14 protein-coding genes are annotated in these 22,505 nt (G+C 60.6%); 5 read left to right on the top strand and 9 right to left on the bottom strand.

Annotated features, from left to right (window positions below; translation table 11 throughout):
* Nucleotides 1-129 precede the first annotated feature (129 nt).
* Nucleotides 130-1,182, top strand: coding sequence for an autotransporter domain-containing protein (locus ACZ0AZ_RS22160; RefSeq protein ID WP_129998674.1), 1,053 nt, complete (start codon nucleotides 130-132; stop codon nucleotides 1,180-1,182).
* A gap of 128 nt (nucleotides 1,183-1,310) precedes the next feature.
* On the opposite strand, the gene glgB is transcribed toward ACZ0AZ_RS22160, so the two are convergent.
* From glgB to ACZ0AZ_RS22145, 3 genes are all read right to left on the bottom strand, one after another.
* Entirely contained in the window at nucleotides 1,311-3,542 is a 2,232-nt protein-coding gene (glgB, locus tag ACZ0AZ_RS22155) for a 1,4-alpha-glucan branching protein GlgB (protein ID WP_039760470.1), read from the bottom strand.
* A 2-nt stretch (nucleotides 3,543-3,544) separates the two neighbouring features.
* Nucleotides 3,545-6,886 carry a maltose alpha-D-glucosyltransferase gene (treS, locus tag ACZ0AZ_RS22150; RefSeq protein WP_039760468.1) on the bottom strand — a complete coding sequence of 1,114 codons (3,342 nt, stop codon included), beginning with the start codon at nucleotides 6,884-6,886 and terminating at the stop codon, nucleotides 3,545-3,547.
* A gap of 186 nt (nucleotides 6,887-7,072) precedes the next feature.
* A complete protein-coding gene (locus ACZ0AZ_RS22145; protein WP_463538147.1) occupies nucleotides 7,073-9,070 on the bottom strand; it encodes an alpha-1,4-glucan--maltose-1-phosphate maltosyltransferase in 1,998 nt (665 codons plus the stop codon).
* A 217-nt stretch (nucleotides 9,071-9,287) separates the two neighbouring features.
* On the opposite strand from ACZ0AZ_RS22145, the gene ACZ0AZ_RS22140 reads away from it, so the two are divergent.
* Nucleotides 9,288-9,446 carry a hypothetical protein gene (locus ACZ0AZ_RS22140; RefSeq protein WP_165368403.1) on the top strand — a complete coding sequence of 53 codons (159 nt, stop codon included), beginning with the start codon at nucleotides 9,288-9,290 and terminating at the stop codon, nucleotides 9,444-9,446.
* A gap of 132 nt (nucleotides 9,447-9,578) precedes the next feature.
* Here the strand turns inward: ACZ0AZ_RS22140 and ACZ0AZ_RS22135 are convergent, their stop codons facing one another.
* Nucleotides 9,579-10,091, bottom strand: coding sequence for an MgtC/SapB family protein (locus tag ACZ0AZ_RS22135; protein ID WP_039760464.1), 513 nt, complete (start codon nucleotides 10,089-10,091; stop codon nucleotides 9,579-9,581).
* A gap of 123 nt (nucleotides 10,092-10,214) precedes the next feature.
* On the opposite strand from ACZ0AZ_RS22135, the gene ACZ0AZ_RS22130 reads away from it, so the two are divergent.
* The 3 genes from ACZ0AZ_RS22130 (at nucleotide 10,215) to mapR (ending at nucleotide 13,629) form a co-directional block, all read left to right on the top strand.
* Nucleotides 10,215-10,463 carry a DUF3203 family protein gene (locus tag ACZ0AZ_RS22130; RefSeq protein ID WP_463538146.1) on the top strand — a complete coding sequence of 83 codons (249 nt, stop codon included), beginning with the start codon at nucleotides 10,215-10,217 and terminating at the stop codon, nucleotides 10,461-10,463.
* A gap of 195 nt (nucleotides 10,464-10,658) precedes the next feature.
* Nucleotides 10,659-12,089, top strand: a complete 1,431-nt coding sequence (gene ccoG, locus ACZ0AZ_RS22125) for a cytochrome c oxidase accessory protein CcoG (protein ID WP_463538145.1) — start codon at nucleotides 10,659-10,661, stop codon at nucleotides 12,087-12,089.
* Nucleotides 12,090-12,219: 130 nt separating this feature from the next.
* Complete coding sequence (gene mapR / locus ACZ0AZ_RS22120) at nucleotides 12,220-13,629, top strand: GntR family transcriptional regulator MpaR (RefSeq protein WP_463538144.1); 1,410 nt, start codon at nucleotides 12,220-12,222, stop codon at nucleotides 13,627-13,629.
* 132 nt (nucleotides 13,630-13,761) lie between these two features.
* On the opposite strand, the gene ACZ0AZ_RS22115 is transcribed toward mapR, so the two are convergent.
* The 5 genes from ACZ0AZ_RS22115 to ACZ0AZ_RS22095 all read right to left on the bottom strand — a co-directional run bounded on the left by ACZ0AZ_RS22115 (nucleotide 13,762) and on the right by ACZ0AZ_RS22095 (nucleotide 22,488).
* Entirely contained in the window at nucleotides 13,762-14,508 is a 747-nt protein-coding gene (locus tag ACZ0AZ_RS22115; RefSeq protein WP_130887336.1) for an SDR family oxidoreductase, read from the bottom strand.
* Between the two features lie 172 nt (nucleotides 14,509-14,680).
* Entirely contained in the window at nucleotides 14,681-16,762 is a 2,082-nt protein-coding gene (locus ACZ0AZ_RS22110) for a putative bifunctional diguanylate cyclase/phosphodiesterase (RefSeq protein WP_463538143.1), read from the bottom strand.
* Nucleotides 16,763-17,130: 368 nt separating this feature from the next.
* Nucleotides 17,131-17,403 carry a hypothetical protein gene (locus ACZ0AZ_RS22105; protein ID WP_463538142.1) on the bottom strand — a complete coding sequence of 91 codons (273 nt, stop codon included), beginning with the start codon at nucleotides 17,401-17,403 and terminating at the stop codon, nucleotides 17,131-17,133.
* 511 nt (nucleotides 17,404-17,914) lie between these two features.
* A complete protein-coding gene (locus tag ACZ0AZ_RS22100; protein WP_415762553.1) occupies nucleotides 17,915-19,384 on the bottom strand; it encodes an efflux transporter outer membrane subunit in 1,470 nt (489 codons plus the stop codon).
* Nucleotides 19,381-22,488, bottom strand: a complete 3,108-nt coding sequence (locus ACZ0AZ_RS22095) for an efflux RND transporter permease subunit (RefSeq protein WP_129998669.1) — start codon at nucleotides 22,486-22,488, stop codon at nucleotides 19,381-19,383. Before ACZ0AZ_RS22095 ends, ACZ0AZ_RS22100 begins: the two co-directional genes overlap by 4 nt.
* Nucleotides 22,489-22,505: the final 17 nt, after the last annotated feature.

The following is a 22,505-nucleotide window of genomic DNA, read 5'->3' as shown; positions in this document are numbered from 1 at the left end:
GGGGCTGACCTTCCGGCACTCGCGAAATCGAGCAGCCGCGGTTCGCCCCGCTCTATTCGGTCGCCCCTCGTTCGGGGTAGGAGAGACGCCAGACCCGAGATGACGCATGCGCTTGCAAGGTAGACCTCCATGAAAACTTCACTGATCCCACACGAACTGAAAATCACCCTTTGCACAGTGTCAGGTTCGCTGTTGCTGTGCTCGTCCATGGAGGCGCATGCGGAGTCTGCGGCGGATGAATCCACGTGGTATCGCGCCGACGTGCCGGTGATGACCTTGCCGGTGACCGTGATAACGCCCGGGCCGCTGCCGCTGAGTCACCAGAGTTCGCGCCTGATCACTGAAGATCTTGCGCCCTCCGCATGGGATGAGCTGTACGGCAAAAGCGCCCGGCGCGCGCAGACTGATGCGCTGTCCTCCGGTTATGCGATGCCCGGCGGCGAGTACAAAGGCCCGGCGGTGGTTACGCTGAAAAGCGGTAATGGCGCTACCCAGACCGTTGGCCTGATCGGCGGCGACAATCAGATTCAGATGAGTGCCGATGGCGTACTGACCCGACGCACCCTCTCCGCCCCAAACACTGGCCGCTTGAATTTGCAAGGCCAGAACCTGGGCGCCTATTACAGCCTGATCGGCGCGCAGGGCTGGCACGTAGACGTCTCGGCCAGCGGCGGTCGGGTCAGCGGTTTCAGTCGCACTGCGCAAGGTAATCGTCAGGCCACCGAAGGCAGTGCAATGACATTTTCGGTCGAGGGCGGTTATCCGATCGGCCTGAGCGAGAACTGGGTGGTTGAACCGCAGGCGCAATTGATCAACCAGCGGATCAGCCTTGATGCGCCTTATGCCGGCTCGGGCAACGCCGCTTCGTCCGACCTGACCGCGTGGAGCGGCCGCGTCGGTGCGCGGTTGAAGGGCAGTTATGACTTGAATGGCTTACCGGTGGAACCCTACGTGCGCACCAACCTTTGGCACACGGTCTACAGCGGCAGCACGTTGACGCTGGATCAGGTCGACAAGATCAGCAGCAGCCGCAAGTCTTCAACAGTGGAATTGGGACTGGGACTGGTGGCGCGGGTCACGCCGGCAGTGAGCCTGTACATGAGCGCCGATTACAGCAGCGATGTGGATGACAATGATCTGAACGGCATCATTGGCAGCCTCGGCGTGCGGATGCGCTGGTGATCTCCAGACTACCGAAAATCCTGTGGGAGCTGGCTTGCCAGCGATGGCGGCGTGTCAGTCAACAAAAATGCTGAATGTGACAGCCTCATCGCGGGCAAGCCCGCTCCCACAGTTTTACTGTTCCTGGATCAGCCCTGCGGCTTGAGAATCAACACCGCCAACGGCGGCAGATTCAGCTCCAGCGACAACGATTGACCATGACTCGGTACCTCATCCGTCAATGCCCCGCCGCCATTGCCATAGTTTGAGCCGGCATAAATGTCCGCGTCGCTGTTGAACAGTTCGGTCCAGCGCCCGGCGAACGGCACGCCGACGCGATACGACTGGCGCGGTACCGGCGTGAAGTTGGCGACCACCAATACTGGCGAGCCGTCCTTGCTCCAGCGCAGCCACGCATAAACGCTGTTGATCGCATCATCGCCAATCAACCACTGGAAGCCCTGCGGCGCATCATCCTGATCGTGCAACGCCGGCTCTTCGCGATACAGGCGGTTGAGATCGCCAACCAGTTTCTGCACGCCTTTGTGCTCGGAATACTGCAACAGGTACCAGTCCAGTTGCTGATCGTGGTTCCACTCGCGCCACTGGCCAAATTCGCAGCCCATGAACAACAGCTTCTTGCCCGGATGAGTCCACATGAAGCTCAGATAGGCGCGCAGGTTGGCGAACTTCTGCCAGCGATCGCCGGGCATCTTGTCGATCAGCGAGTGCTTGCCGTGCACCACTTCGTCGTGGGAGATCGGCAGGATGAAACGCTCCGACCAAGCATAGACCAGACCAAAACTCAGCTCATTGTGGTGATGGGCGCGGTACACCGGATCCTGCTGGATGTAGTGCAGCGAGTCGTGCATCCAGCCCATGTTCCATTTGTAGGAGAACCCGAGGCCGCCCTGCTGGGTGCTTTGGCTAACGCCCGGCCACGCAGTGGATTCTTCGGCGATCACCAGCGCACCCGGCGCTTCCAGTTCAACCACGTCGTTCAAATGACGCAGAAAGTCGATAGCCTCGAGGTTCTCCCGACCGCCGTGACGATTCGGCACCCACTCGCCAGCCTTGCGCGAATAGTCGCGATACAGCATCGACGCCACGGCATCGACACGCAGGCCATCGATATGGAAGTGTTTCAGCCAGTGCAGCGCCGAGGCCAGCATGTAACCGTGCACTTCGGTGCGACCAAGGTTGTAGATCAGCGTGTCCCAATCCTGATGGAAGCCTTCCAGCGGGTTGCCATATTCGTAAAGCGCAGTGCCGTCGAACTGCGCCAGACCATGGGTATCGGTCGGGAAATGCGCCGGCACCCAGTCGAGGATCACACCGATGTCGGCCTGGTGGCAGGCATTCACGAAGGCAGCGAACTGATCCGGCGTGCCATAACGTGCGCTCGGCGCGAACTGCGAAAGCAACTGATAACCCCACGAGCCCCCGAACGGGTGTTCCATGATCGGCATCAGTTCGATGTGGGTGAAGCCCAGCTCTTTGACATAAGGAATCAGCCGCTCAGCCAGTTCCGGCCAGGTGTACTGGCGCGCAACCTCGCCGAGATCATCCAGCTCGCACTGCCACGAGCCGGCGTGCAACTCGTAGATCGACAGAGGCTTGGAGCGCTGCTGGCGATTCTGACGGGAATTCATCCACTCGTGATCCTGCCAGTCGATTTGCAACGGCGAGGCGACTTTCGAGGCGGTGTCCGGTGGCAGGCTGGTGGCCAGCGCCATCGGGTCGGCCTTGAGCGGCAGAATCCCGTGAGCGCCGAGGATTTCGTACTTGTACAACTCCCCCGCTTGCAGGCGAGGAATGAACAACTCCCACACGCCCGAAGGATGGCGCAGCCGCATTGGGTGACGACGACCGTCCCAGACGTTGAAATCGCCGACCACCGACACACGGCGGGCATTCGGCGCCCACACGGCAAAGCGCACGCCGTCAACGCCATCAACGGTTTTCAGCTGTGCACCGAGGCAAGCGCTGAGGTCACGGTGATTGCCTTCGGCGAACAGATACAAATCCATTTCGCCCAGCAGCTGGCCAAAGCTGTACGGATCTTCGGCAACCTGCTCGCCGCCGGCCCAGCGCGTGCGCAACAGGTACGGTCGGGCCTGATCGAAATGGCCGACAAACAGCCCCGGCGTCTCGGTCATCTCCAGCGGGCCAAGCTCTTCGCCGCTGTCCTTGTCCAGCACCGCGACACTCAGCGCACCGGGCAGATAAGCGCGGATGAACTGCCCACCAGCGCCATCGCCGTGCGGGCCGAGAATGGAAAACGGGTCCTGATGTTCAGCGCGCACCAAAGCATCGATGTCGCGCGCCGAGGGTAACAATGCTTCCTTTACCACACCCTGTTCCTTGTTCGAGAAACTCATGACTACTCTCCACCAAGATCGGAAAAGGGTTTAAGCCCTGTCAATAATCCATACAAGCCGTGCAATGGCACGGGCAGCCACGTTGGGCGGTTTTCCGCCTCGTAGGCCACTTCATAAGCGGCTTTTTCCAGGCCGAACAACGCCAGCGCGGCGTCGGCACCCTGAGGATCCTGCCAGGCATGCTCAAGACTAGCTGCTGCCTCGCGGTATGCCTGGACAAATGCCTCGCGTGCTTCGCGCAGATAACGCTCGGCGACACGTTTACGCGCCGCTTCGGCTTCGACGCTGTTGTCGACGTTGTGCACATTGATGGTCATCGCCGCTGCGTAATCGAACGAACGCAGTACACCGCTGACATCCTTGTACGGGCTGTGCTTGCCGCGACGCTCACTCAACGGCCGCGCCGGTTCGCCCTCGAAGTCAATCAGGTAGGCATCGCCCTTGATCACCAGCACCTGACCCAAATGCAAGTCGCCATGCACCCGGATGCGCAAGCCGCCAGTGGCTTTCTTCGCCAGATCCTGCACATGGGCAAGAATGGTTTTCTTCTCGTCGAGCAGACGCTTGACCAGTTTCTGGTCCGCCGCGTTCAACTCGCCTTGATGCTGCTTGAGCAGTTTCAAGGCATGTTCGACCTGGGCGGTGACATCCTTGGCCGTCGCGGCCATGTCCTTGCTCGACGACACTTGCGGCGCGAAGTCGGCGTTGTCGGTGGGCGCCGCGAGCACCTGATGCATCTCGCCCAGACGCTGGCCGAGCATGCCGGCGAAGTCCTTCAGCTCGCCGAGCGCGTTGTAATGCTGCTCCTGTTCGGACATGGCGTCGGCCAGTTCATCGCGCAGCGCCCGTTCCAGGTTGTTCTGCGTCCATTCCCATGCGTCGCCCTGATTGCTCAGGTAACCCTGGGCGATCATCAGGAGGTTGTCTTCACCCTGCGCGTCGCGGCGAATCACCGAACCGAGCAGTGGTGAGATATTGGCAAACCCGGCCTCGGTCAGGTAAGCGCTCATCTCCAGTTCCGGGTGTACGCCAGAAGCGACTTTGCGTATCAGCTTAAGCACCAGGCTGTTGCCGACAACCACGGAGCTGTTCGATTGCTCGGCCGACAGGTAGCGCACATCCGACTCGGCGCCGAGGCCGAGTTTTTCCAGATGATCTGTCTGTTCGAAGCGGATTTCGCCTTCGATCGATTCCAGTACGGTGTTGTTCTGCATGCCTTGCAGAACGGCGCGGACGAAAGTCTCCAGGCTGAACGCATCGGTAATCAGACCGACCTGACGCACACGGCGTACACGCGATAGCGCCAATTGCTGCGGCAACGGCGGGCCGACATGGTCTTCGGCAATGAAGCCGAACGGCAGTTGATAACGGTTGGTCTGGCCACCGCTGGTGACTTCGATTTCGCTGAGCAGCACTGGATGCTGGACGTCGCCGAAGCGCACGCCGTAAGCCAGATTGACCTTTTCGATCGCCGCGTCCTTGCCGGCGAACCAGCGACGGTTCTGCAGCCAGCTCGGCAGGATGCTTTGCTCCAGCGTCGTACGCGACGGTGCTTCGAGCAGCTCTTCCATGCGTTTTTTCAGTACCAGCGTGGTGAAGTCCGGCAGGCTCTGCGCCGGCTCGACGTGCCAGCTCGGCATCTGGTTTTCCGCCGCCAGTGCGAACCAATAGAAGCCATAGGGCGCCAGGGTCAGAAGGAAATTCAACTGACCGATCGGCGGGAACGCGTTACCGCCGAGCATTTCCACCGGCACCATGCCGACGTACGCCGACAGATCCAGCTCCACTGCTTGCGCACTTCGCGAGACGTTGGCCACGCACAGGATGATTTCGTGCTTGCCATCGACATCGGTGTATTCGCGGGTATAAGCCAGCACGCGACGGTTGGCCGGCGAGAGCATTTTCAACGTGCCACGGCCGAACGCTTTCGATTGCTTGCGCACGGCCAGCAGGCGCCGCGTCCAGTTCAACAGCGAATGCGGATCGCCGGACTGGGTTTCGACGTTGACCGACTGATAGCCATACTGCGGGTCCATGATCGGCGGCAGTACCAGACTGGCCGGGTCGGCGCGGGAAAAACCGCCGTTGCGGTCGATCGACCACTGCATCGGCGTACGCACGCCGTCGCGGTCGCCGAGGTAGATATTGTCGCCCATGCCGATTTCGTCACCGTAATACAGGGTCGGCGTGCCAGGCATCGACAGCAGCAGGCTGTTGAGCAGTTCAATGCGGCGACGATCGCGTTCCATCAACGGTGCGAGACGGCGGCGAATACCGAGGTTGATCCGCGCGCGACGGTCAGCCGCGTAGTAGTTCCACAGGTAATCGCGCTCGCGGTCGGTGACCATTTCCAGGGTCAGCTCATCGTGGTTGCGCAGAAAAATTGCCCACTGGCAATTCGCCGGAATTTCCGGGGTCTGACGGAGAATGTCGGTAATCGGGAAGCGATCTTCCTGAGCCAACGCCATGTACATGCGCGGCATCAGCGGGAAGTGGAACGCCATGTGGCATTCGTCGCCATTCACCCCGGCAGCATCGGTGTCGCCGAAGTACAGCTGAGTGTCTTCCGGCCACTGATTGGCCTCGGCCAGCAGCATGCGGTCGGGATAGTTGGCGTCGATCTCGGCGCGGATCTGCTTGAGGACGTCGTGAGTCTCCGGCAGGTTTTCGTTGTTGGTGCCGTCGCGCTCGATCAGGTACGGAATCGCGTCGAGACGCAGGCCGTCGATGCCCATGTCCAGCCAGTAGCGCATCACCGACAACACGGCTTTCATCACTTGCGGGTTATCGAAGTTCAGATCCGGCTGGTGCGAGTAGAAGCGGTGCCAGAAGTACTGACCGGCGACCGGGTCCCAAGTCCAGTTGGACTTCTCGGTATCGAGGAAGATGATCCGCGTGCCGTCGTATTTCTGGTCGTCATCGGACCAGACGTAGAAATCCCGCGCCGCCGAACCCGGCTTGGCTTTACGCGCACGCTGGAACCACGGGTGCTGGTCGGAGGTGTGGTTGATGACCAGCTCGGTGATCACCCGCAGCCCGCGCTTGTGCGCCTCGGCAATGAAGCGCTTGGCGTCGGCCATGGTTCCGTAGTCGCTGTGCACGCCACGGTATTCGGCGATGTCGTAACCGTCGTCGCGACGTGGCGAAGGATAGAACGGCAGTAGCCAGATGGTGTTGACGCCGAGGTCGGCAATGTAATCGAGTTTGGCGATAAGCCCGGGAAAGTCGCCGATCCCGTCATTGTTGGAGTCGAAAAACGATTTGACGTGAACCTGATAGATCACCGCGTCCTTGTACCAGAGCGGGTCTTTGATGAAGGCGGCTGCCTTGGGTTTCTTCGCCATGTGGAACTCCTGAAAAATTCTCTGATACACCGAGGGACTCGCAGTGGTGAGCCCCTGTGGCGAGGGGATTTATCCCCGTTCGGCTGCGCAGCAGTCGCAAATTGTTAACGCGGTGCAGCTTGAAAAAAGGGGCCGCTGCGCGCCCCAACGGGGATAAATCCCCTCGCCACGGAGGCGGTGCAAATGTTACGAAGCTGAAATCCGCCAAATCCCGAACGGCTGATACGCCGGGTCGATGCGCATGAACTGATATTTGCCGTGCCAGTCCCAGCGGTGGCCGTTCATCAAATCTTCGCCATGGGTAGTCGCGTCGTCCGGTAGGCCCATTTCCCACAGCGGCAGTTCGAAATTCGCTTCCTGCACGTTATGCGGATCGAGGCTGACCGCGACCAGAATGAAATTGCTGCCATCGGCGCTGCGCTTGCCGAAGTACAAAATGTTGTCGTTCCAGGCGTTGTAGATTTTCAGGCCCAGATGCGTGTGCAGTGCCGGGTTCTGCCGACGAATGCGGTTCAGCTGGGCGATCTCGGCAATGATGTTGCCCGGCGCGGTGAAGTCGCGGACGCGGATTTCGTATTTCTCCGAATCCAGATATTCCTCTTTGCCCGGCACCGGTGCCGATTCGCACAACTCGAAGCCGGAATACATGCCCCACAGACCCGAGCCCATCGTTGCCAATGCAGCACGGATGAGGAAACCGGGACGCCCCGACTCATGCAAAAACGCCGGGTTGATGTCCGGGGTGTTGACGAAGAAATTCGGCCGGTAGCATTCGCGCCATGGCGACTGATTGAGTTCGGTGAAATATTCCGCCAGTTCGGCCTTGGTGTTGCGCCAGGTGAAATAGGTGTAGCTCTGCGAATACCCGACCTTGCCCAGACGCGCCATCATCGCCGGCGTGGTGAAAGCCTCGGCGAGGAAGATCACTTCCGGATACAGGGTGCGCACATCGGCGATCAGCCATTGCCAGAACGGCAGCGGCTTGGTATGCGGATTATCGACGCGGAAGGTTTTCACGCCTTCCTTGACCCAGCCGACGACGATGTCACGCAACTCGACCCACAGGCTCGGAATCGCATCCGGCGCGTAAAAGTCAACATTGACGATGTCCTGGTATTTCTTCGGCGGGTTCTCGGCGTATTTGATCGTGCCGTCCGGGCGCCAGTTGAACCAGCCCGGATGCTCTTTGAGCCACGGATGGTCCTGGGAGCACTGGATGGCGAAGTCGAGAGCGATCTCCAGGCCATGATCGGCTGCCGCAGCCACCAGGCGGCGGAAATCTTCACGGGTGCCGAGCTGCGAGTGAATCGCCTCGTGACCACCCTCCTCGCTGCCGATCGCGTACGGACTGCCGGGATCATCCGGGCCGGCCGTCAGGGAATTGTTGCGGCCCTTGCGGTGGGCGCGGCCGATGGGGTGAATCGGCGTGAAATACAACACGTCGAAACCCATGTCCTGAATCATCGGCAGACGCGAGTGCACGTCGTTAAAGGTGCCGTGACGCTGGGGATCGTCGGTGATCGAGCGCGGAAACAGCTCATACCAACTGGCGAACTCGGCGAGTTCGCGCTCGACGTCCATGGGGAATTCGGCGCTGATGCTGAGGTAGGCGCGATGATCGGCCTGGGCCATCAGCTCGGCACTGCGCGAGTGCAGAAACAACGCGACCTGTTCGGTTTCGAGCAGGCCGGACAGTTCGTGGTGCAGCGCGGCGAGCTGCTCGCTGAGCTGACCTTCGCTGCGTTCGGCGGCCTGTTGCACCATCGTCCGGCCTTCCTGCAGTTCCAGAGAAACCGGCACCGCCGCGCTGTGCTTCTTTTCCAGTTCGTACTGGAAGCTGGCGAAATGATCAATCCACGCTTCAATGCAATACAGGTAGCGGCCCTGCTCTTCTGGGCGGAACCGGCCTTGCCAGGTGTTGTTACCCTGATCGGACATGACTTCGGTCTGCCAGGTTTCCTGGCCTTCCTCGCGCCAGCGAATGCGCACGGCGAGCTTGTCATGGCCGTCCGCAAAGACTTTGCTGGTCACTACCACCTCGCGCCCGGCAATCGATTTGACGGCAAACTGCCCGCCATCCAGGGTCGGCATGGTGTTTTCGATGACGATACGTGGCAGCAGCAATGCCTGCGACAGCGGCATGTGCGGGTTGTAACTCAGCTCTGAAGGTCTTTCAGCAGTCATTGAGCATCTCTCCTTAACGCCCCAAGGACGCTCTTGTGCCAGAACAGTATTCGCGACAAAGCGCCGGCCCTGTCATGAACTCACCTAGGTTCCGAGCAACCGGCGCGGGGAAAAGTTCAGATGAAATTAACAAGACAAACCTGCGGATCGAATTTGTCGTCGCCGGGTCAACTCACTTAAGCACGTCCCACGCCATGTGCCATACGGAGGTCACCTGATGAGCATCCCGATCCCGGCGGAAACGCCCGATCCGAACATCGACAAACCCACCCTGCCGGAGACCGAGCCGCCGGCGGTTCCGGAACAAGAGCCGCCCGGCACCACGCCACCACCGAAAGAAGAGCCACCGAGCACGATGCCGCCGGTCATCGTCTGAGCCCTGATCGTTCCCATGCTCCGCGTGGGAATGCAGCCCGGGACGCTCTGCGTCCCATCCAGAGCCGAACGCGGAGCGTCCGTTGAGGCATTCCCACGCGGAGCGTGGAAACGATCATCAGTTGGCGCGGAGTCAGAGGTGGTCGTTCTTGTCGACGTCCTTTTCGAACATTCTCACCACGTACGGCATCACACTGAAAATCGCCAACGCCAGAATGGTACTGAGCAACGCCGTCGCTTCCTTGCCCAGCCCTGCTGCCACGCCGATCGCCGCCGTCATCCATAACCCTGCCGCCGTGGTCAGGCCTTTGACGTGAGCTTCGTCGCCCTGCTGATTTTTCAGAATGGTCCCGGCGCCGAGAAAGCCGATCCCGGCAATCACACCCTGCAGCACGCGACTCATCGCATCGGATTCCGCCCCCGAGGTCTGTGGCACCAATACAAACAACGCCGCGCCCAGCGCCACCAGCATGTGCGTGCGCACGCCCGCTGCCTTGCCTTTATGTTCGCGCTCGAAACCAAGAATCCCACCGAGAATCGCCGCCATCACCAGACGTACGGTGATCCGGGTCATTTGCGAAGCGTCGCCGATGTCGGCAAATTCGGCTTGCATCGTGGCCCACACTTCATCCCACCAGTCTTCCATCGTGCCTCCCTTGTTATTGGCTTGATAAGCGATGGACAACAGCGACCATTAATCGGTTGCGCAGAACGATCGGCGCGCTGCGCTTCCTAATGTGCAGACCCAACCGGAAAAAGGACTGCCGCCATGCCCGTTCGAATCGATGAATCCAACCCCGAGCAGAAAGTGTGTTTTTTCACCGTCGAACATGGCGAGGAAATCCGCATCTGCGACACCCTGGAAGTCATGACCGATAGCGAAAAAGCCATGTCGTACGTGGACATCGAAGGCAAACGCACCTACATCACCGAAGCAGAAGCGGATGCCTTGACCGTGGCCGGGGCCAAGGACGGGCGCAAACATTTGAAGGCCGATGACAGTGATTCGGTGGTTTGATTGATCTCGATCAACACCCGACGCAGACGCCTGCAATAGGCGTCTGCGCCTTGCCTGGCAGGTTGCTTCAAGTTGTCGCAGGCATTTCGCCAAACCCCATCTGATGCGCTTTTTATTGCCAAACCTGAGTCTGTTCTGCAAACAGATGGGCGCTCATAGTGCATCGGCCTGATGGAGGCTGATGAGCGAACGACCATGAGCGAGCAAATCCCCGTCCGAACCGTAGAAACATCGCCAACGATAAAAAGCGTACCCGCGCGCCCACTGAAAGCGACCAGCGGTTCCACTGACAAGCAGATCCACACCCGCAGTTTCACCGGCCTGTTCCGCAATCTGCGCATGAGCGGCACCGGCGTTCTGTTCGTGCTGTTTTTCGGCACCGTGTGGCTGAACTGGGGCGGTCGGCAGGCGGTGCTGTGGGATCTGGCGGAAAGCAAATTCCATATCTTTGGTGCGACGTTCTGGCCGCAGGATTTCATTCTGCTTTCGGCGCTGTTGATCATTGCTGCGTTCGGACTCTTCGCTATCACCGTGTTTGCCGGTCGCGTCTGGTGCGGTTACACCTGTCCGCAGAGTTCGTGGACGTGGATCTTCATGTGGTGCGAAAAAATCACCGAAGGCGAGCGCAACCAGCGCATCAAACTGCAAGCCGCCCCCTGGAGCCTGAACAAACTGGCACGCCGCGCCGCCAAGCACACCTTGTGGCTGGCAATCAGCGTGATGACCGGCCTGACCTTCGTCGGCTACTTCACCCCGATCCGGCCGCTGGCCGAAGAACTGCTGACCCTGCAGATCGGTGGCATCAGTTTGTTCTGGGTGCTGTTTTTCGCCGCCGCCACCTACATCAACGCCGGTTGGCTGCGTGAGGCCGTGTGCATGCACATGTGCCCGTATGCGCGGTTCCAGAGTGTGATGTTCGACAAGGACACGCTGACCATTGCGTATGATGCCGCCCGGGGCGAAAACCGGGGTCCGCGCAAGCGTGACGTGCGCCCGGTCGAAGCCGGCCTGGGCGATTGCATCGACTGCCAATTGTGCGTGCAGGTCTGCCCGACTGGCATCGATATCCGCGATGGTTTGCAAATGGAATGCATCGGCTGCGCAGCCTGCATCGATGCTTGTGATTCGATCATGGACAAAATGCATTACCCGCGCGGCCTGATCCGCTACAGTTCCGAGCGCGAATTACAGGGTGGCAAGACGCATCTGCTGCGCCCGCGTCTGATTGGCTATACGGCGGTGCTGCTGGTGATGATCGGCGCGTTGGCGTTGGCATTGATCGAGCGGCCGATGGTGTCGCTGGATGTGACCAAGGATCGCGGCTTGTTTCGCGAGAATGCGCAGGGGCAGATCGAGAATATCTACTCGCTGAAAGTGATCAACAAGACACAGCAACGGCAGGAATACCGGTTGAGTCTGGTGGATGGCGACGGGTTTGAATTGCAGGGCAAAACGGCATTGAGCCTGGCGCCCGGGGAGATTGTCGATGTGCCGGTGTCGGTGGCGATGACCACCGAGCGCCCGGCGAGCAGTTCGCAGACGTTGAGTTTCAGGGTTGAAGACAGTGACGAGCCGCAGGTATACAGCGTGGCGAAGAGCCGCTTTGTGGCGCCGATGAATCGCTGATTGCCCTTAAACTGCGGTGCTTTCATTCGCGAGCAGGCTCGCTCCCACAGGAAATCGCGGTCGTTGTGGGAGCGAGCCTGCTCGCGAATGGAGGCGACGCGATTCCTTATAGACCCCATTCGGATCCACCATGAAACGCTACGAAAAATTCGCCGACGACATCGCTGAACTGATCCGCTCCGGCGTTCTCGGCCCCGGCCAGCGGGTGCCGTCGGTGCGCTATGCCAGCCAGACTTACGGGGTCAGTCCGTCGACAGTATTCCAGGCCTATTACCTGCTCGAACGTCGCGGTCTGATCCGCGCCCGGCCGCGTTCCGGTTACTTCGTCAACGCCCACACGCCGAGCGCCTTCTCCGAGCCGGTGATCAGCAGCCAGGTCAACGAATCCACCGAGGTTGACGTCAGCGAACTGGTGTTCTCGGTCCTCGATTCGATCAAAGACCCGAACACCGTACCCTTCGGCTCGGCCTTCCCCAGCCCGACGCTGTTCCCCCTGCAACGTCTGTCGCGTTCCTTGGCCAGCGCCGCGCGGGAGATGGATCCGCGCATGGTCGTCACCGACATGTCGCCGGGCAACCCGCAACTGCGTCGGCAGATTGCCCTGCGCTACATGGTCGGCGGGCTGATGCTGCCGATGGAAGAGCTACTGATCACCAACGGTGCCCTCGAAGCGCTCAACCTGTGCCTGCAAGCGGTGACCGAGCCCGGCGATCTGGTGGCCATCGAGGCCCCGGCGTTTTATGCCTGCCTGCAAGTGCTGGAGCGCCTGAAGCTCAAGGCCGTGGAAATCCCCGTGCATCCGCGTGACGGCATCGACCTCGGCGTGCTCGCGCAAACTCTGGAACGTCATCCGATCAAGGCCTGCTGGTGCATGACCAGTTTCCACAACCCGATGGGCGCGACCGTGCCCGAGGCGAAGAAACAGGAACTGGTCGAACTGCTGCGTCAGCATCAGGTGCCGTTGATCGAGGACGACGTCTACGCCGAACTCTATTACGGCCAGCAGGCGCCAAAACCGGCCAAGGCCTTCGACACTGAAGGCCTGGTCATGCATTGCGGCTCGTTCGCCAAAAGTCTCGCGCCCGGCTATCGCATCGGCTGGGTGGCAGCCGGGCGTTTCGCGCAGAAAATCGAACGGCTCAAGCTGATGACCTCGCTGTGCGCTTCGATGCCGGCGCAAGCGGCCATTGCCGATTACCTGCAACACGGCGGCTACGACCGGCACCTGCGCAAACTGCGTTACGCCCTGGAAGAACAGCAAAGCGCGATGCTCGCGGCGATTGCCCGTTACTTCCCGGCGCAGACCCGCGTCAGCCAGCCGGCGGGCGGCTATTTTCTATGGCTGGAGTTGCCGGAGCAGATGGACTCGCTGAAATTGTTTCAAATGGCATTGGCACAAGGCATCAGCATCGCGCCGGGGCCGATCTTCTCGCCGACCCAGCGTTTCAGAAATTGCATTCGCTTGAATTACGGTAGCCCGTGGACCGAGGAATCGGAGAAGGCCATGGAGACGTTGGGGCGGATTGTGCGGTCGTTCTGAGGGATAGATGTTGTCTGGACTGACCCCTTCGCGAGCAAGCTCGCTCCCACATGGGGTCTGTATTCACAAATCAACTGTGGGAGCGAGCTTGCTCGCGAAGAGGCCGGTATTAACGACAAAAAGCTCAAAGCCCTACCGCCCACCCCCCAAATCAACAAACGTCCCCGTCGCGTACGACGCCTTGTCCGACAGCAACCAGACAATCGCCTCCGCTACTTCATCCGGCCGCCCGCCGCGGGCCATGGGTATCGCCGACTCGAGCTTGCTGACCCGATCCGGGTCGCCGCTCAGGGCATGGAAGTCGGTATAGATGTAGCCCGGACGCACCGCATTCACGCGAATGCCCTCGCCCGCGACTTCTTTCGACAAACCGATAGTGAAGGTATCGAGCGCCCCTTTGGACGCGGCGTAATCAACGTACTCGTTCGGCGAACCGAGGCGTGCCGCGACCGAGGAGACGTTGACGATGCTGCCGCCCTGCCCGCCGTGTTTGGGCGACATGCGCAGAATCGCGTGCTTGGCACAGAGGATCGGCGCCAGCACGTTGGTTTTCATGATTTTGAGGATGCGGAACTCGGACATTTCATCGACCCGCGACTTCTGCCCGACGGTGCCGGCATTGTTGACCAGCGCGGTAACCCGGCCCAGTTCATTGTCGACGCGCTGAAACATCGCGATCACTTCGTCTTCGATACTGACATCGGCGCGAACCGCGATGGCCTGGGCGCCCAAGGCGCGAACCTGCTCGAGCACGCTGTGTGCGGCTTGCTCATCCGACTGGTAGTTGATGCAGATCCGGTAGCCCTGTTCGGCTGCCAGCAATGCCGTAGCCGCGCCGATTCCGCGCCCGCCACCGGTGATGACAATGACTTTATCCATGCTGGCCTTCCCCCACGTGTAACAGTCGGGGCCAAGAATAACTGCCATTCATGGCTTTTGCATGAGTTCTATGGTGTTTGCACAAGCGCCTTCGCGAGCAGGCTCGCTCCCACAAGGGAATGCGATCACCTGTGGGAGCGAGCCTGCTCGCGAAGAACGATGACTCGGTCTCTCAGACCACCGCCAGCCGTTGCCCACGCACGATGTCCTGCATGAAGCGCTCTGCCGGCATCGGGTGGCCGAGCAAATAGCCCTGCAGCGAATCACAGCCCAGTTTGGTCAGGAAATCCTGTTGCGCGCCGGTCTCGACACCTTCGGCGACAATTCGCAAATCCAGCGCCTGACCCAGCGCGACAATCGCCGAGACGATCGCCGCATCATCACTGTCGTGCTCCAGATCACGGACGAAACCGCGATCGATCTTCAGCTCGTTGGCCGGCAGGCGCTTGAGGTACATCAGGCTGGAGTAACCGGTGCCGAAGTCGTCGATCGACAGATCGACACCCATGTCCGACAGCTCTTGCAGCACGGTCATGCTCGCGTCAGCGTCGCTCATCGCCGTGGTTTCGGTGATTTCGAGCGTCAGGCTGTTGGCCGGCAGATGATGAGTCGCCAAGGCCTTGGCCACGCTTTGCACCAGCCCGGCATGGCAGAACTGCAAGGCCGAGAGGTTCACGGCGATGCGCCAGTCGGTGTAACCGAGCACGTACCATTCGCGCATCTGCCGGCAGGCTTCGTTGAGCACCCATTCGCCCATCGGAATGATCAGCCCGGTTTTCTCCGCCAGATCAATGAACTTGTCCGGCATCAACATGCCGTGCAGCGGATGCTTCCAGCGCAACAGTGCTTCGGCACCGACCGGACGGCCATTGGCGGCGTCGAATTTGGGCTGGTAATGCAGGCAGAACTGGTTGTGCTCGATGGCCGCGCGCAGGTCCTGCAACAGTTGCAGTTGTTTGCGCGCGTTGGTGTTCATCGATGCATCGAAGAAGCTGTAGCCGTTCTTGCCGCCGCCCTTGGCGTGGTACATCGCGGCGTCGGCGTTCATCAGCAGCTCTTGGGCGTTGTCGCCGTTGCCCGGATACAGCGCGATGCCGACGCTGGCGGAAATCTGCAGGTCATGTTCGGCGACGCGGAAGGTGCGGCCGATCAGACCAACCTGACGCGCGGCCAGGCTCAAGGCGTCATTGGGCTCGCTCAAACGCACCAGCAGAACGAATTCATCGCCGCCGATCCGTGCGAGTGTGTCCTGGCTGCGCAAGTCTTCACGCAGACGAATACCGACCTCGCGCAGCAATTGGTCGCCCATGTGATGGCCGAACGCATCGTTGACCGGTTTGAAGCCGTCGAGGTCGATGAACATCAAGGCGAAGCAGCCGCCCTGCTCCTCAACCTTTTTGATCGCCTGATTGATACGGTCGTCGAGCAACATGCGGTTGGGCAGACTGGTCAGCGGATCGTGCAAGGCCAGTTGGGTGAGTTCGCGATTGGCCACGGTCAACGAGTGCGCCAGATCGGCGGTGCGCGCTTCGAGGCGAGCGTCGAGAATCGAGGTCAACAAGGCGATCGACAGCACCGCCAGCGTGGTCACTACTACCAGACTATCGAGGCCGTTGCCCTTCAAGCCATTGAGCGTCGCGCCGCAGAAACTGCCGTCAGGAAACTGCGCAGCTGCCATGCCGGTGTAGTGCATGCCGACAATCGCCATGCCCATGATCACCGCCGCGCCAGCGCGAATCAGCCGCACATAGGGCGATTGCTGGCGCAGGCGAAAGGCAATCCACAACGCTGCTGCCGAAGCTCCGACTGCGATCAGCAGGGAGGCGCTGAACAGCGTAGGGTCGTAATCGATGCCGGGAGTCATGCGCAGCGCGGCCATGCCGGTGTAATGCATGGCGCTGATGCCTGCCCCCATGATCAGTGCACCGAAGGCCAGTTGCGCCAGGGGCAGTTTCGGCTGGCTGACAAGCCATAAAGCAAAGCCGCAGGACAGCACCGCGATCAGCAGCGACAACGCGGTCAGGGCGAAGTCGTAACCCAGGTCGATCGGCAATTTGAAGGCGAGCATGCCGATGAAGTGCATTGACCAGACGCCAACGCCCATCGCAAACGCCCCGCCCGCCGTCCAGAAATGCACGGCCCGGCCTCTCGCCGTGGCGATGCGCCCGGTCAGGTCGAGCGCCGTGTAGGAAGCGAGAATCGCCACGCACAACGATATGAAAACCAGGGTGAAGGAGTAGCTGCCGATGAGCATGGAGGTTCTCGTGACAAGCCGAAACCGTACTGCTTCCATTCTCGGTCGGGCAAATGCGGCGATTGTACTGATTGCGCGGAAGAACGCACTGACAAAGTAACCAAATTGCCATCAAGCCGATGAAACGCTTGTTCGATCGTCCTACAAGGCTCTGCGGTGGGCTTTAAGCCAACTTGGGCAAGCGATCTCAAGCCGGCCACAAATCCCCTGTGGGAGCGTCCAGCCACCCTCCTTCATTCGAACGCGAATCCCTTGTGGGAGCGGGCTTGCTCGCGAAGGCGTCGGCACAAGCACCATCGAAGTTGCCTGATCCACCGCTTTCGCGAGCAGGCGCGCTCCCACAATTTTCAGCGTCCAGCCACCCTTCATCATTCGAACGCGAATCCTTGTGGGAGCGGGCTTGCTCGCGAAAGCGTCGGCACATTCAACATCTCGCTCGACTGATCCACCGCTTTCGCGAGCAAGCTCGCTCCCACAATTTTCAGCGTCCAGCCACCCTTCATCATTCGAACGCGAATCCCTTGTGGGAGCGGGCTTGCACGCGAAGGCGTCGGCACACTCAACATCTCGCTCGACTGATCCACCGCTTTCGCGAGCAGGCTCGCTCCCACAATTTTCAGCGTCCAGCCACCCTTCATCATTCGAACGCGAATCCTTGTGGGAGCGGGCTTGCTCGCGAAAGCGTCGGCACATTCAACATCTCGCTCGACTGATCCACCGCTTTCGCGAGCAGGCTCGCTCCCACAATTTTCAGCGTCCAGCCACCCTTCATCATTCGAACGCGAATCCTTGTGGGAGCGGGCTTGCTCGCGAAGGCGTCGGCACATTCAACATCTCGCTCGACTGATCCACCGCTTTCGCGAGCAGGCTCGCTCCCACAATTTTCAGCGTCCAGCCACCCTTCATCATTCGAACGCGAATCCTTGTGGGAGCGGGCTTGCTCGCGAAGGCGTCGGCACATTCAACATCTCCCTCTACTGACCCACCGCTTTCGCGAGCAAGCTCGCTCCTACAATGGATCGGGGGCAAATCAACGATCTCCAGTGCAACGCGAATCCCTGTGGGAGCGGGCTTGCTCGCGAAAGCGTCGGCACAAGCACCATCGAAGTTGCCTGGTCAACCGCTTTCGCGAGCAGGCGCGCTCCCTCAGGTTCAGCGGTTGTCGCTGACGTCGAGTTGGCCGTCCCAACCGCCGCCCAGTGCGGCGATCAGCTGCACACTGGCAATCAACCGGTTCTGCAGAATATTCAGCACGCTGCGCTCATTGCTTAGCGCCGTGGCCTGCACCACTACCACATCGATATAAGCGATCAGCCCGGCCTTGTACTGGTTTTCCGTCAGACGCAGGGAATCGCGGGCGGCGTCCAGCGCTTCCTGGCGCACCGCAGCTTCGTCTTCATACACCTTGAGCTGGACCAGGTAGTTTTCCACTTCGCGGAATCCATCGAGCACGGTCTGGCGGTAGCGGGCGACGGTTTCGTCATAGGCCGCTTCGCTGCGGTCGACCTCGGCCGAACGAATGCCGCCGTCGAACAGCGGCAACGACAGCTGAGGGCCGACCGACCAGAAACGGTTCGGCAGACTGATCAAGTTCTTTGACGTGCTACTGCTGTAGCCGCCGCTCAGACTGAGGGTCAGGTCCGGGTAATACGCGGCTTTCGCCACGCCGACATTGGCATTGGCGGCGATCACCGAGCGCTCGGCCGAAGCGATGTCGGGACGGCGCTCCAGCAATTGCGAAGGCAAGCTCAGCGGCACTTGCGGCAGCTTCGGGATGCTCTCGCTTTCGGCGATGCTGAAGTTCGCCGGTGCTTCGCCAGTGAGCACGGCGATGGCGTTTTCAAACTGGGCGCGCTGCCAGATCAGGTCGACCAGATCGGCCTGGGTGCTTTTCAACTGGGTTTGCGCCTGCGCCACCGCATCGCGCCCGGAAACCCCGGCGCGGTACTGGTTCTGGGTCATTTTCAGGGAACGCTCATAAGCAGCGACGGTGGCCTCAAGCAAACGCTTCTGCTGATCAATAACCCGCAGTTGCAGATAGTTCTGCACCAGCTCCGATTGCTGACTCAGACGCATCGCCGCCAGATCGGCAAAACTCGCCTGCGCGTTGGCCTCATCAGCCTCCAGCCCACGGCGCAGTTTGCCCCACACGTCCGCTTCCCAACTGACGCCCAGTTGCGCGGTGTAGGTATCACGAATACCGCTTGAGGAACTGCTCAGGCTCGAGCTGCTGCTGCCGGTGCCCTGACTGGAGCGGTTCTTGCCCAGACTCAGGTCGACACTGGGGTAAAACGCCCCGCGCGCACTGCGCACCAGCGCCTGCGCCTGGCGGAACTGCGCTTCGGACTGGGCAACGGTCTGGTTGGCGCTGTTGAGTTTCTCGATCAAGGCGTTTAGCTGTTGGTCGCCGTACAACTCCCACCAGGCGCCACGGGCCAGCGAGTCGCTGGGATTGGCCTGACGCCAGCCCTCGGCTTCCTTGAACTGAACGATTTCAGCAGTTTGCGGGCGCTGATAGTCCGGACCGACAGCGCAAGCGCTGAGCAGCGCTACGCACAGTGACAGGCTCAACAGGCGCGAGCCGCGCGCGGTGGCCAATTGGATAAGCGAACGGTCAGTCATAGCGGAGTTTCCAGAGCGGCATCAGTGCGCACGCCACGCCATTTATTGAAACGATGGCGCAGCTTGTCGAGATAAAGGTAAACCACCGGGGTGGTGTAAAGGGTCAGGACCTGGCTGAACACCAGGCCGCCAATGATGGTCAGGCCCAGCGGCTGGCGCATTTCCGCACCCTCGGCGCGGCCGAGCAGCAGCGGCAAGGCGCCGAGGATCGCCGCCAGCGTGGTCATCAGAATCGGTCGCAGGCGTTGCAGGCAGGCGCTGCGGATAGACTCCAGCGGCGACAGGCCCTCATGCCGCTCCAGTTGCAGCGCCAGATCGATCATCAGGATGGCGTTTTTCTTCACCACGCCGATCAGCAGGAATATCCCCAGCAGGGAAATCAGGCTGAACTCGCCGCCCAGTGCATAAATCGACAGCAACGCGCCAACCCCGGCCGAGGGCAAGGTCGAAAGAATGGTCAGCGGGTGAATGTAGCTTTCATACAGCACGCCGAGCACCAGATACACGGCGAGCAGCGCACCGAGGATCATGAACGGCTGGCTCTTCTGCGTCGCGGCGAAGGCGTCAGCGGTGCCGGCCATTTTCGCAATCACGTCCTCCGGCAGGCCGACCTTGGCGATCGCTCGTTCGATGGCGGCACTGCCCTGCTCCACGGTCACGCCTTCGGCCATATCAAAGGAAATGCTTTCGGACGCAAACTGGCCTTCATGACTGACCCGGTCGTTCTCCAGGCTGTTTTCATAATGAGCGAACGTCGACAGCGGCACCCGCGCGCCGTCAGCGGTAATCACCTCGACCTGCTTGAGCGTCACCGGATCCTGGGCGTATTTCGGATTGACCTCCATCACCACCTGATACTGGTTGAGGCTGTCGTAGATCGTCGAAATCTGCCGCTGGCTGTAAGCGTTGTTGAGCACGGCGGTGACCATGTCCATGTCGACCCCCAGGCGTTTGGCCTGATCGCGGTCGACAATCAGTGTCACCTGCTGCGCCCCGGCACCTTCGCGGGCATCGATGGCGGTCAGCTCGGGCAAGGCACGCAACGCGCTGACCACTTTCGGAAACCACTTGCGCAGCTCGGCGAGGTCACCGCTTTGCAGGATGTAGGTGTACTGCGAACTGGTCTGTTCGCGGCCGCCGCCAAATTGCAGGTCCTGGTCGGCCATCAGCATCAACTGTGCACCGGGGACCTTGGGCATTTCCTTGCGCAAGCGCTCGATGACTTTCTGTGCCGACAGCTGGCGTTCCTTGATCGGCTTCAGGCGCACGATCATGAAGGCGTTGTTGGTGCCGTTGTTGCCACCAATGAACCCGGCCACGCTTTCCACCGCTTCGTCCTTGAGCACGGCGCGGCGGAAGGTTTCCATTTTCGGCTGCATGACGTTGAACGACAGACCGTCATCGCCACGCACGAAACCGATCAACTGGCCGGTGTCCTGCTGCGGCAGGAAGGTTTTCGGCACCACCACGTAGAGCGCAACGTTGACGCCAACGGTGAGCAGCAGGCTGAACAAGGTCAGCCGCCGATGACGCAACACCCAGTCGAGGCTGGTGGCGTATTTGCCGACCATCCAGTCGTTGGTTTTGTGGCTCCAGCGTTGCAGGCGGTTTTCCTGGCCCGGCGTGTGTGGTTTGAGCCAGCGCGCGCAGAGCATTGGCGTCAGTGTCAGGGAAACCACCAGCGACACCACGATCGCCGCCGCCAGGGTGATGGAAAACTCGCGGAACAGACTCTCGACCAGCCCGCCCATGAACAGAATCGAGAGGAACACCGCCACCAGCGAGACGTTCATCGACAGCAGGGTAAAGCCGACTTCCTTGGCCCCGAGGTACGCCGCCTGCATCGGTTTGACGCCTTCGTCGATATGCCGGGAAATGTTTTCCAGCACCACGATGGCGTCATCCACCACCAGACCGGTGGCCAGGATCAGCGCCATCAGCGACAGGTTGTTCAGCGAAAACCCGTACAGGTACATCACCGCAAAGGTACCGACCAGCGACACTGGCACCGCCAGGGTCGGGATCAGCGAGGCGCGGAAGTTACCGAGAAACAGGTAGACCACCAGTACCACCAGGGCGACGGCGATCAGCAAGGTCATCTCGGCTTCATGCAGCGTGGCCTTGATTACCGGCGATCGGTCCATGGCCAGATTGAGTTTGACGCTGGCCGGCAGCACCGCTTGCAGCGCCGGCAACTGCGCCTTGATCTCGTTGACCGTCTCGATGATGTTGGCGCCCGCCTGACGGTTGATCACCAGCAATACCGCCGCGTCGTCGTTGAAGAAACCGCTGTTGTAACGGTCTTCAACGCCATCGCTGACTTTCGCCACATCCTTGAGACGCAATGCGGCGCCGTCGGCGTAGTGAATGATCAGCGACTCGTAATCCTTGGCTTTCTCCAGCTGGTCGTTGGCCTGGATCTGCCACAGACGCTGGCCATCCTCGACCGAGCCCTTGGGTCGGCGCACGTTGGCGTCGGCAATGGTCTTGCGCACATCGTCGAGAGCCACGCCGTACTGGTTCAGGGCCTGCGGTTCGAGCTCGATGCGCACCGCCGGCAGCGAACTGCCACCGATCTGCACTTCACCGACGCCCTGCACCTGCGACAGGCTTTGCGAGAGGATGGTCGAGGCCAGATCGTAGAGTTGACCTTTTTCCAGCACGTCCGAGGTCAGCGACAGCACCATGATCGGCGCCTGCGACGGGTTGACCTTTTTATAGGTCGGCATGCTGCGCATCCCGCTTGGCAGCAGATTGCGCGAAGCATTGATCGCCGCCTGCACTTCCCGCGCCGCGCCGTTGATGTCGCGGTCGAGATCAAACTGCAGAATGACCCGCGTCGAACCCTGACTGGAGCGGCTGCTCATGGTGTTGACGCCGGCAATCGCACCGAACGAACGCTCCAGCGGCGTCGCCACCGTTGAGGCCATCACCTCCGGACTGGCACCTGGCAGACTGGCCTGGACGACAATCACCGGGAAATCCATCTGCGGCAACGGCGATACCGGCAACAGACCGAAGCTGACACCGCCGAGCAACATGATGGCCAGGGACAGCAGCATGGTTGCCACGGGGCGTTTGATGAAGGGACCTGAAAGATTCATGCGCTCCAGTCCCTACC

It is taken from the genome of Pseudomonas sp. AC239, from assembly GCF_979258545.1.
The sequence above is the reverse complement of the archived record's forward strand: the minus strand, read 5'-3'. Positions and strand labels throughout refer to the sequence as shown.

What these genes read in the sequence shown, in the direction of transcription:
- glgB (WP_039760470.1), bottom strand. Translation starts at nt 3,542, where the DNA reads ATGAGTTTCTCGAACAAGGAACAGGGTGTGGTAAAGGAAGCATTGTTA.
- ACZ0AZ_RS22130 (WP_463538146.1), top strand. Translation starts at nt 10,215, where the DNA reads ATGCCCGTTCGAATCGATGAATCCAACCCCGAGCAGAAAGTGTGTTTT.
- treS (WP_039760468.1), bottom strand. Translation starts at nt 6,886, where the DNA reads ATGGCGAAGAAACCCAAGGCAGCCGCCTTCATCAAAGACCCGCTCTGG.
- ACZ0AZ_RS22095 (WP_129998669.1), bottom strand. Translation starts at nt 22,488, where the DNA reads ATGAATCTTTCAGGTCCCTTCATCAAACGCCCCGTGGCAACCATGCTG.
- ACZ0AZ_RS22145 (WP_463538147.1), bottom strand. Translation starts at nt 9,070, where the DNA reads ATGACTGCTGAAAGACCTTCAGAGCTGAGTTACAACCCGCACATGCCG.
- ACZ0AZ_RS22110 (WP_463538143.1), bottom strand. Translation starts at nt 16,762, where the DNA reads ATGCTCATCGGCAGCTACTCCTTCACCCTGGTTTTCATATCGTTGTGC.
- ACZ0AZ_RS22140 (WP_165368403.1), top strand. Translation starts at nt 9,288, where the DNA reads ATGAGCATCCCGATCCCGGCGGAAACGCCCGATCCGAACATCGACAAA.
- mapR (WP_463538144.1), top strand. Translation starts at nt 12,220, where the DNA reads ATGAAACGCTACGAAAAATTCGCCGACGACATCGCTGAACTGATCCGC.
- ACZ0AZ_RS22115 (WP_130887336.1), bottom strand. Translation starts at nt 14,508, where the DNA reads ATGGATAAAGTCATTGTCATCACCGGTGGCGGGCGCGGAATCGGCGCG.
- ACZ0AZ_RS22160 (WP_129998674.1), top strand. Translation starts at nt 130, where the DNA reads ATGAAAACTTCACTGATCCCACACGAACTGAAAATCACCCTTTGCACA.
- ACZ0AZ_RS22100 (WP_415762553.1), bottom strand. Translation starts at nt 19,384, where the DNA reads ATGACTGACCGTTCGCTTATCCAATTGGCCACCGCGCGCGGCTCGCGC.
- ACZ0AZ_RS22105 (WP_463538142.1), bottom strand. Translation starts at nt 17,403, where the DNA reads ATGATGAAGGGTGGCTGGACGCTGAAAATTGTGGGAGCGAGCCTGCTC.
- ccoG (WP_463538145.1), top strand. Translation starts at nt 10,659, where the DNA reads ATGAGCGAGCAAATCCCCGTCCGAACCGTAGAAACATCGCCAACGATA.
- ACZ0AZ_RS22135 (WP_039760464.1), bottom strand. Translation starts at nt 10,091, where the DNA reads ATGGAAGACTGGTGGGATGAAGTGTGGGCCACGATGCAAGCCGAATTT.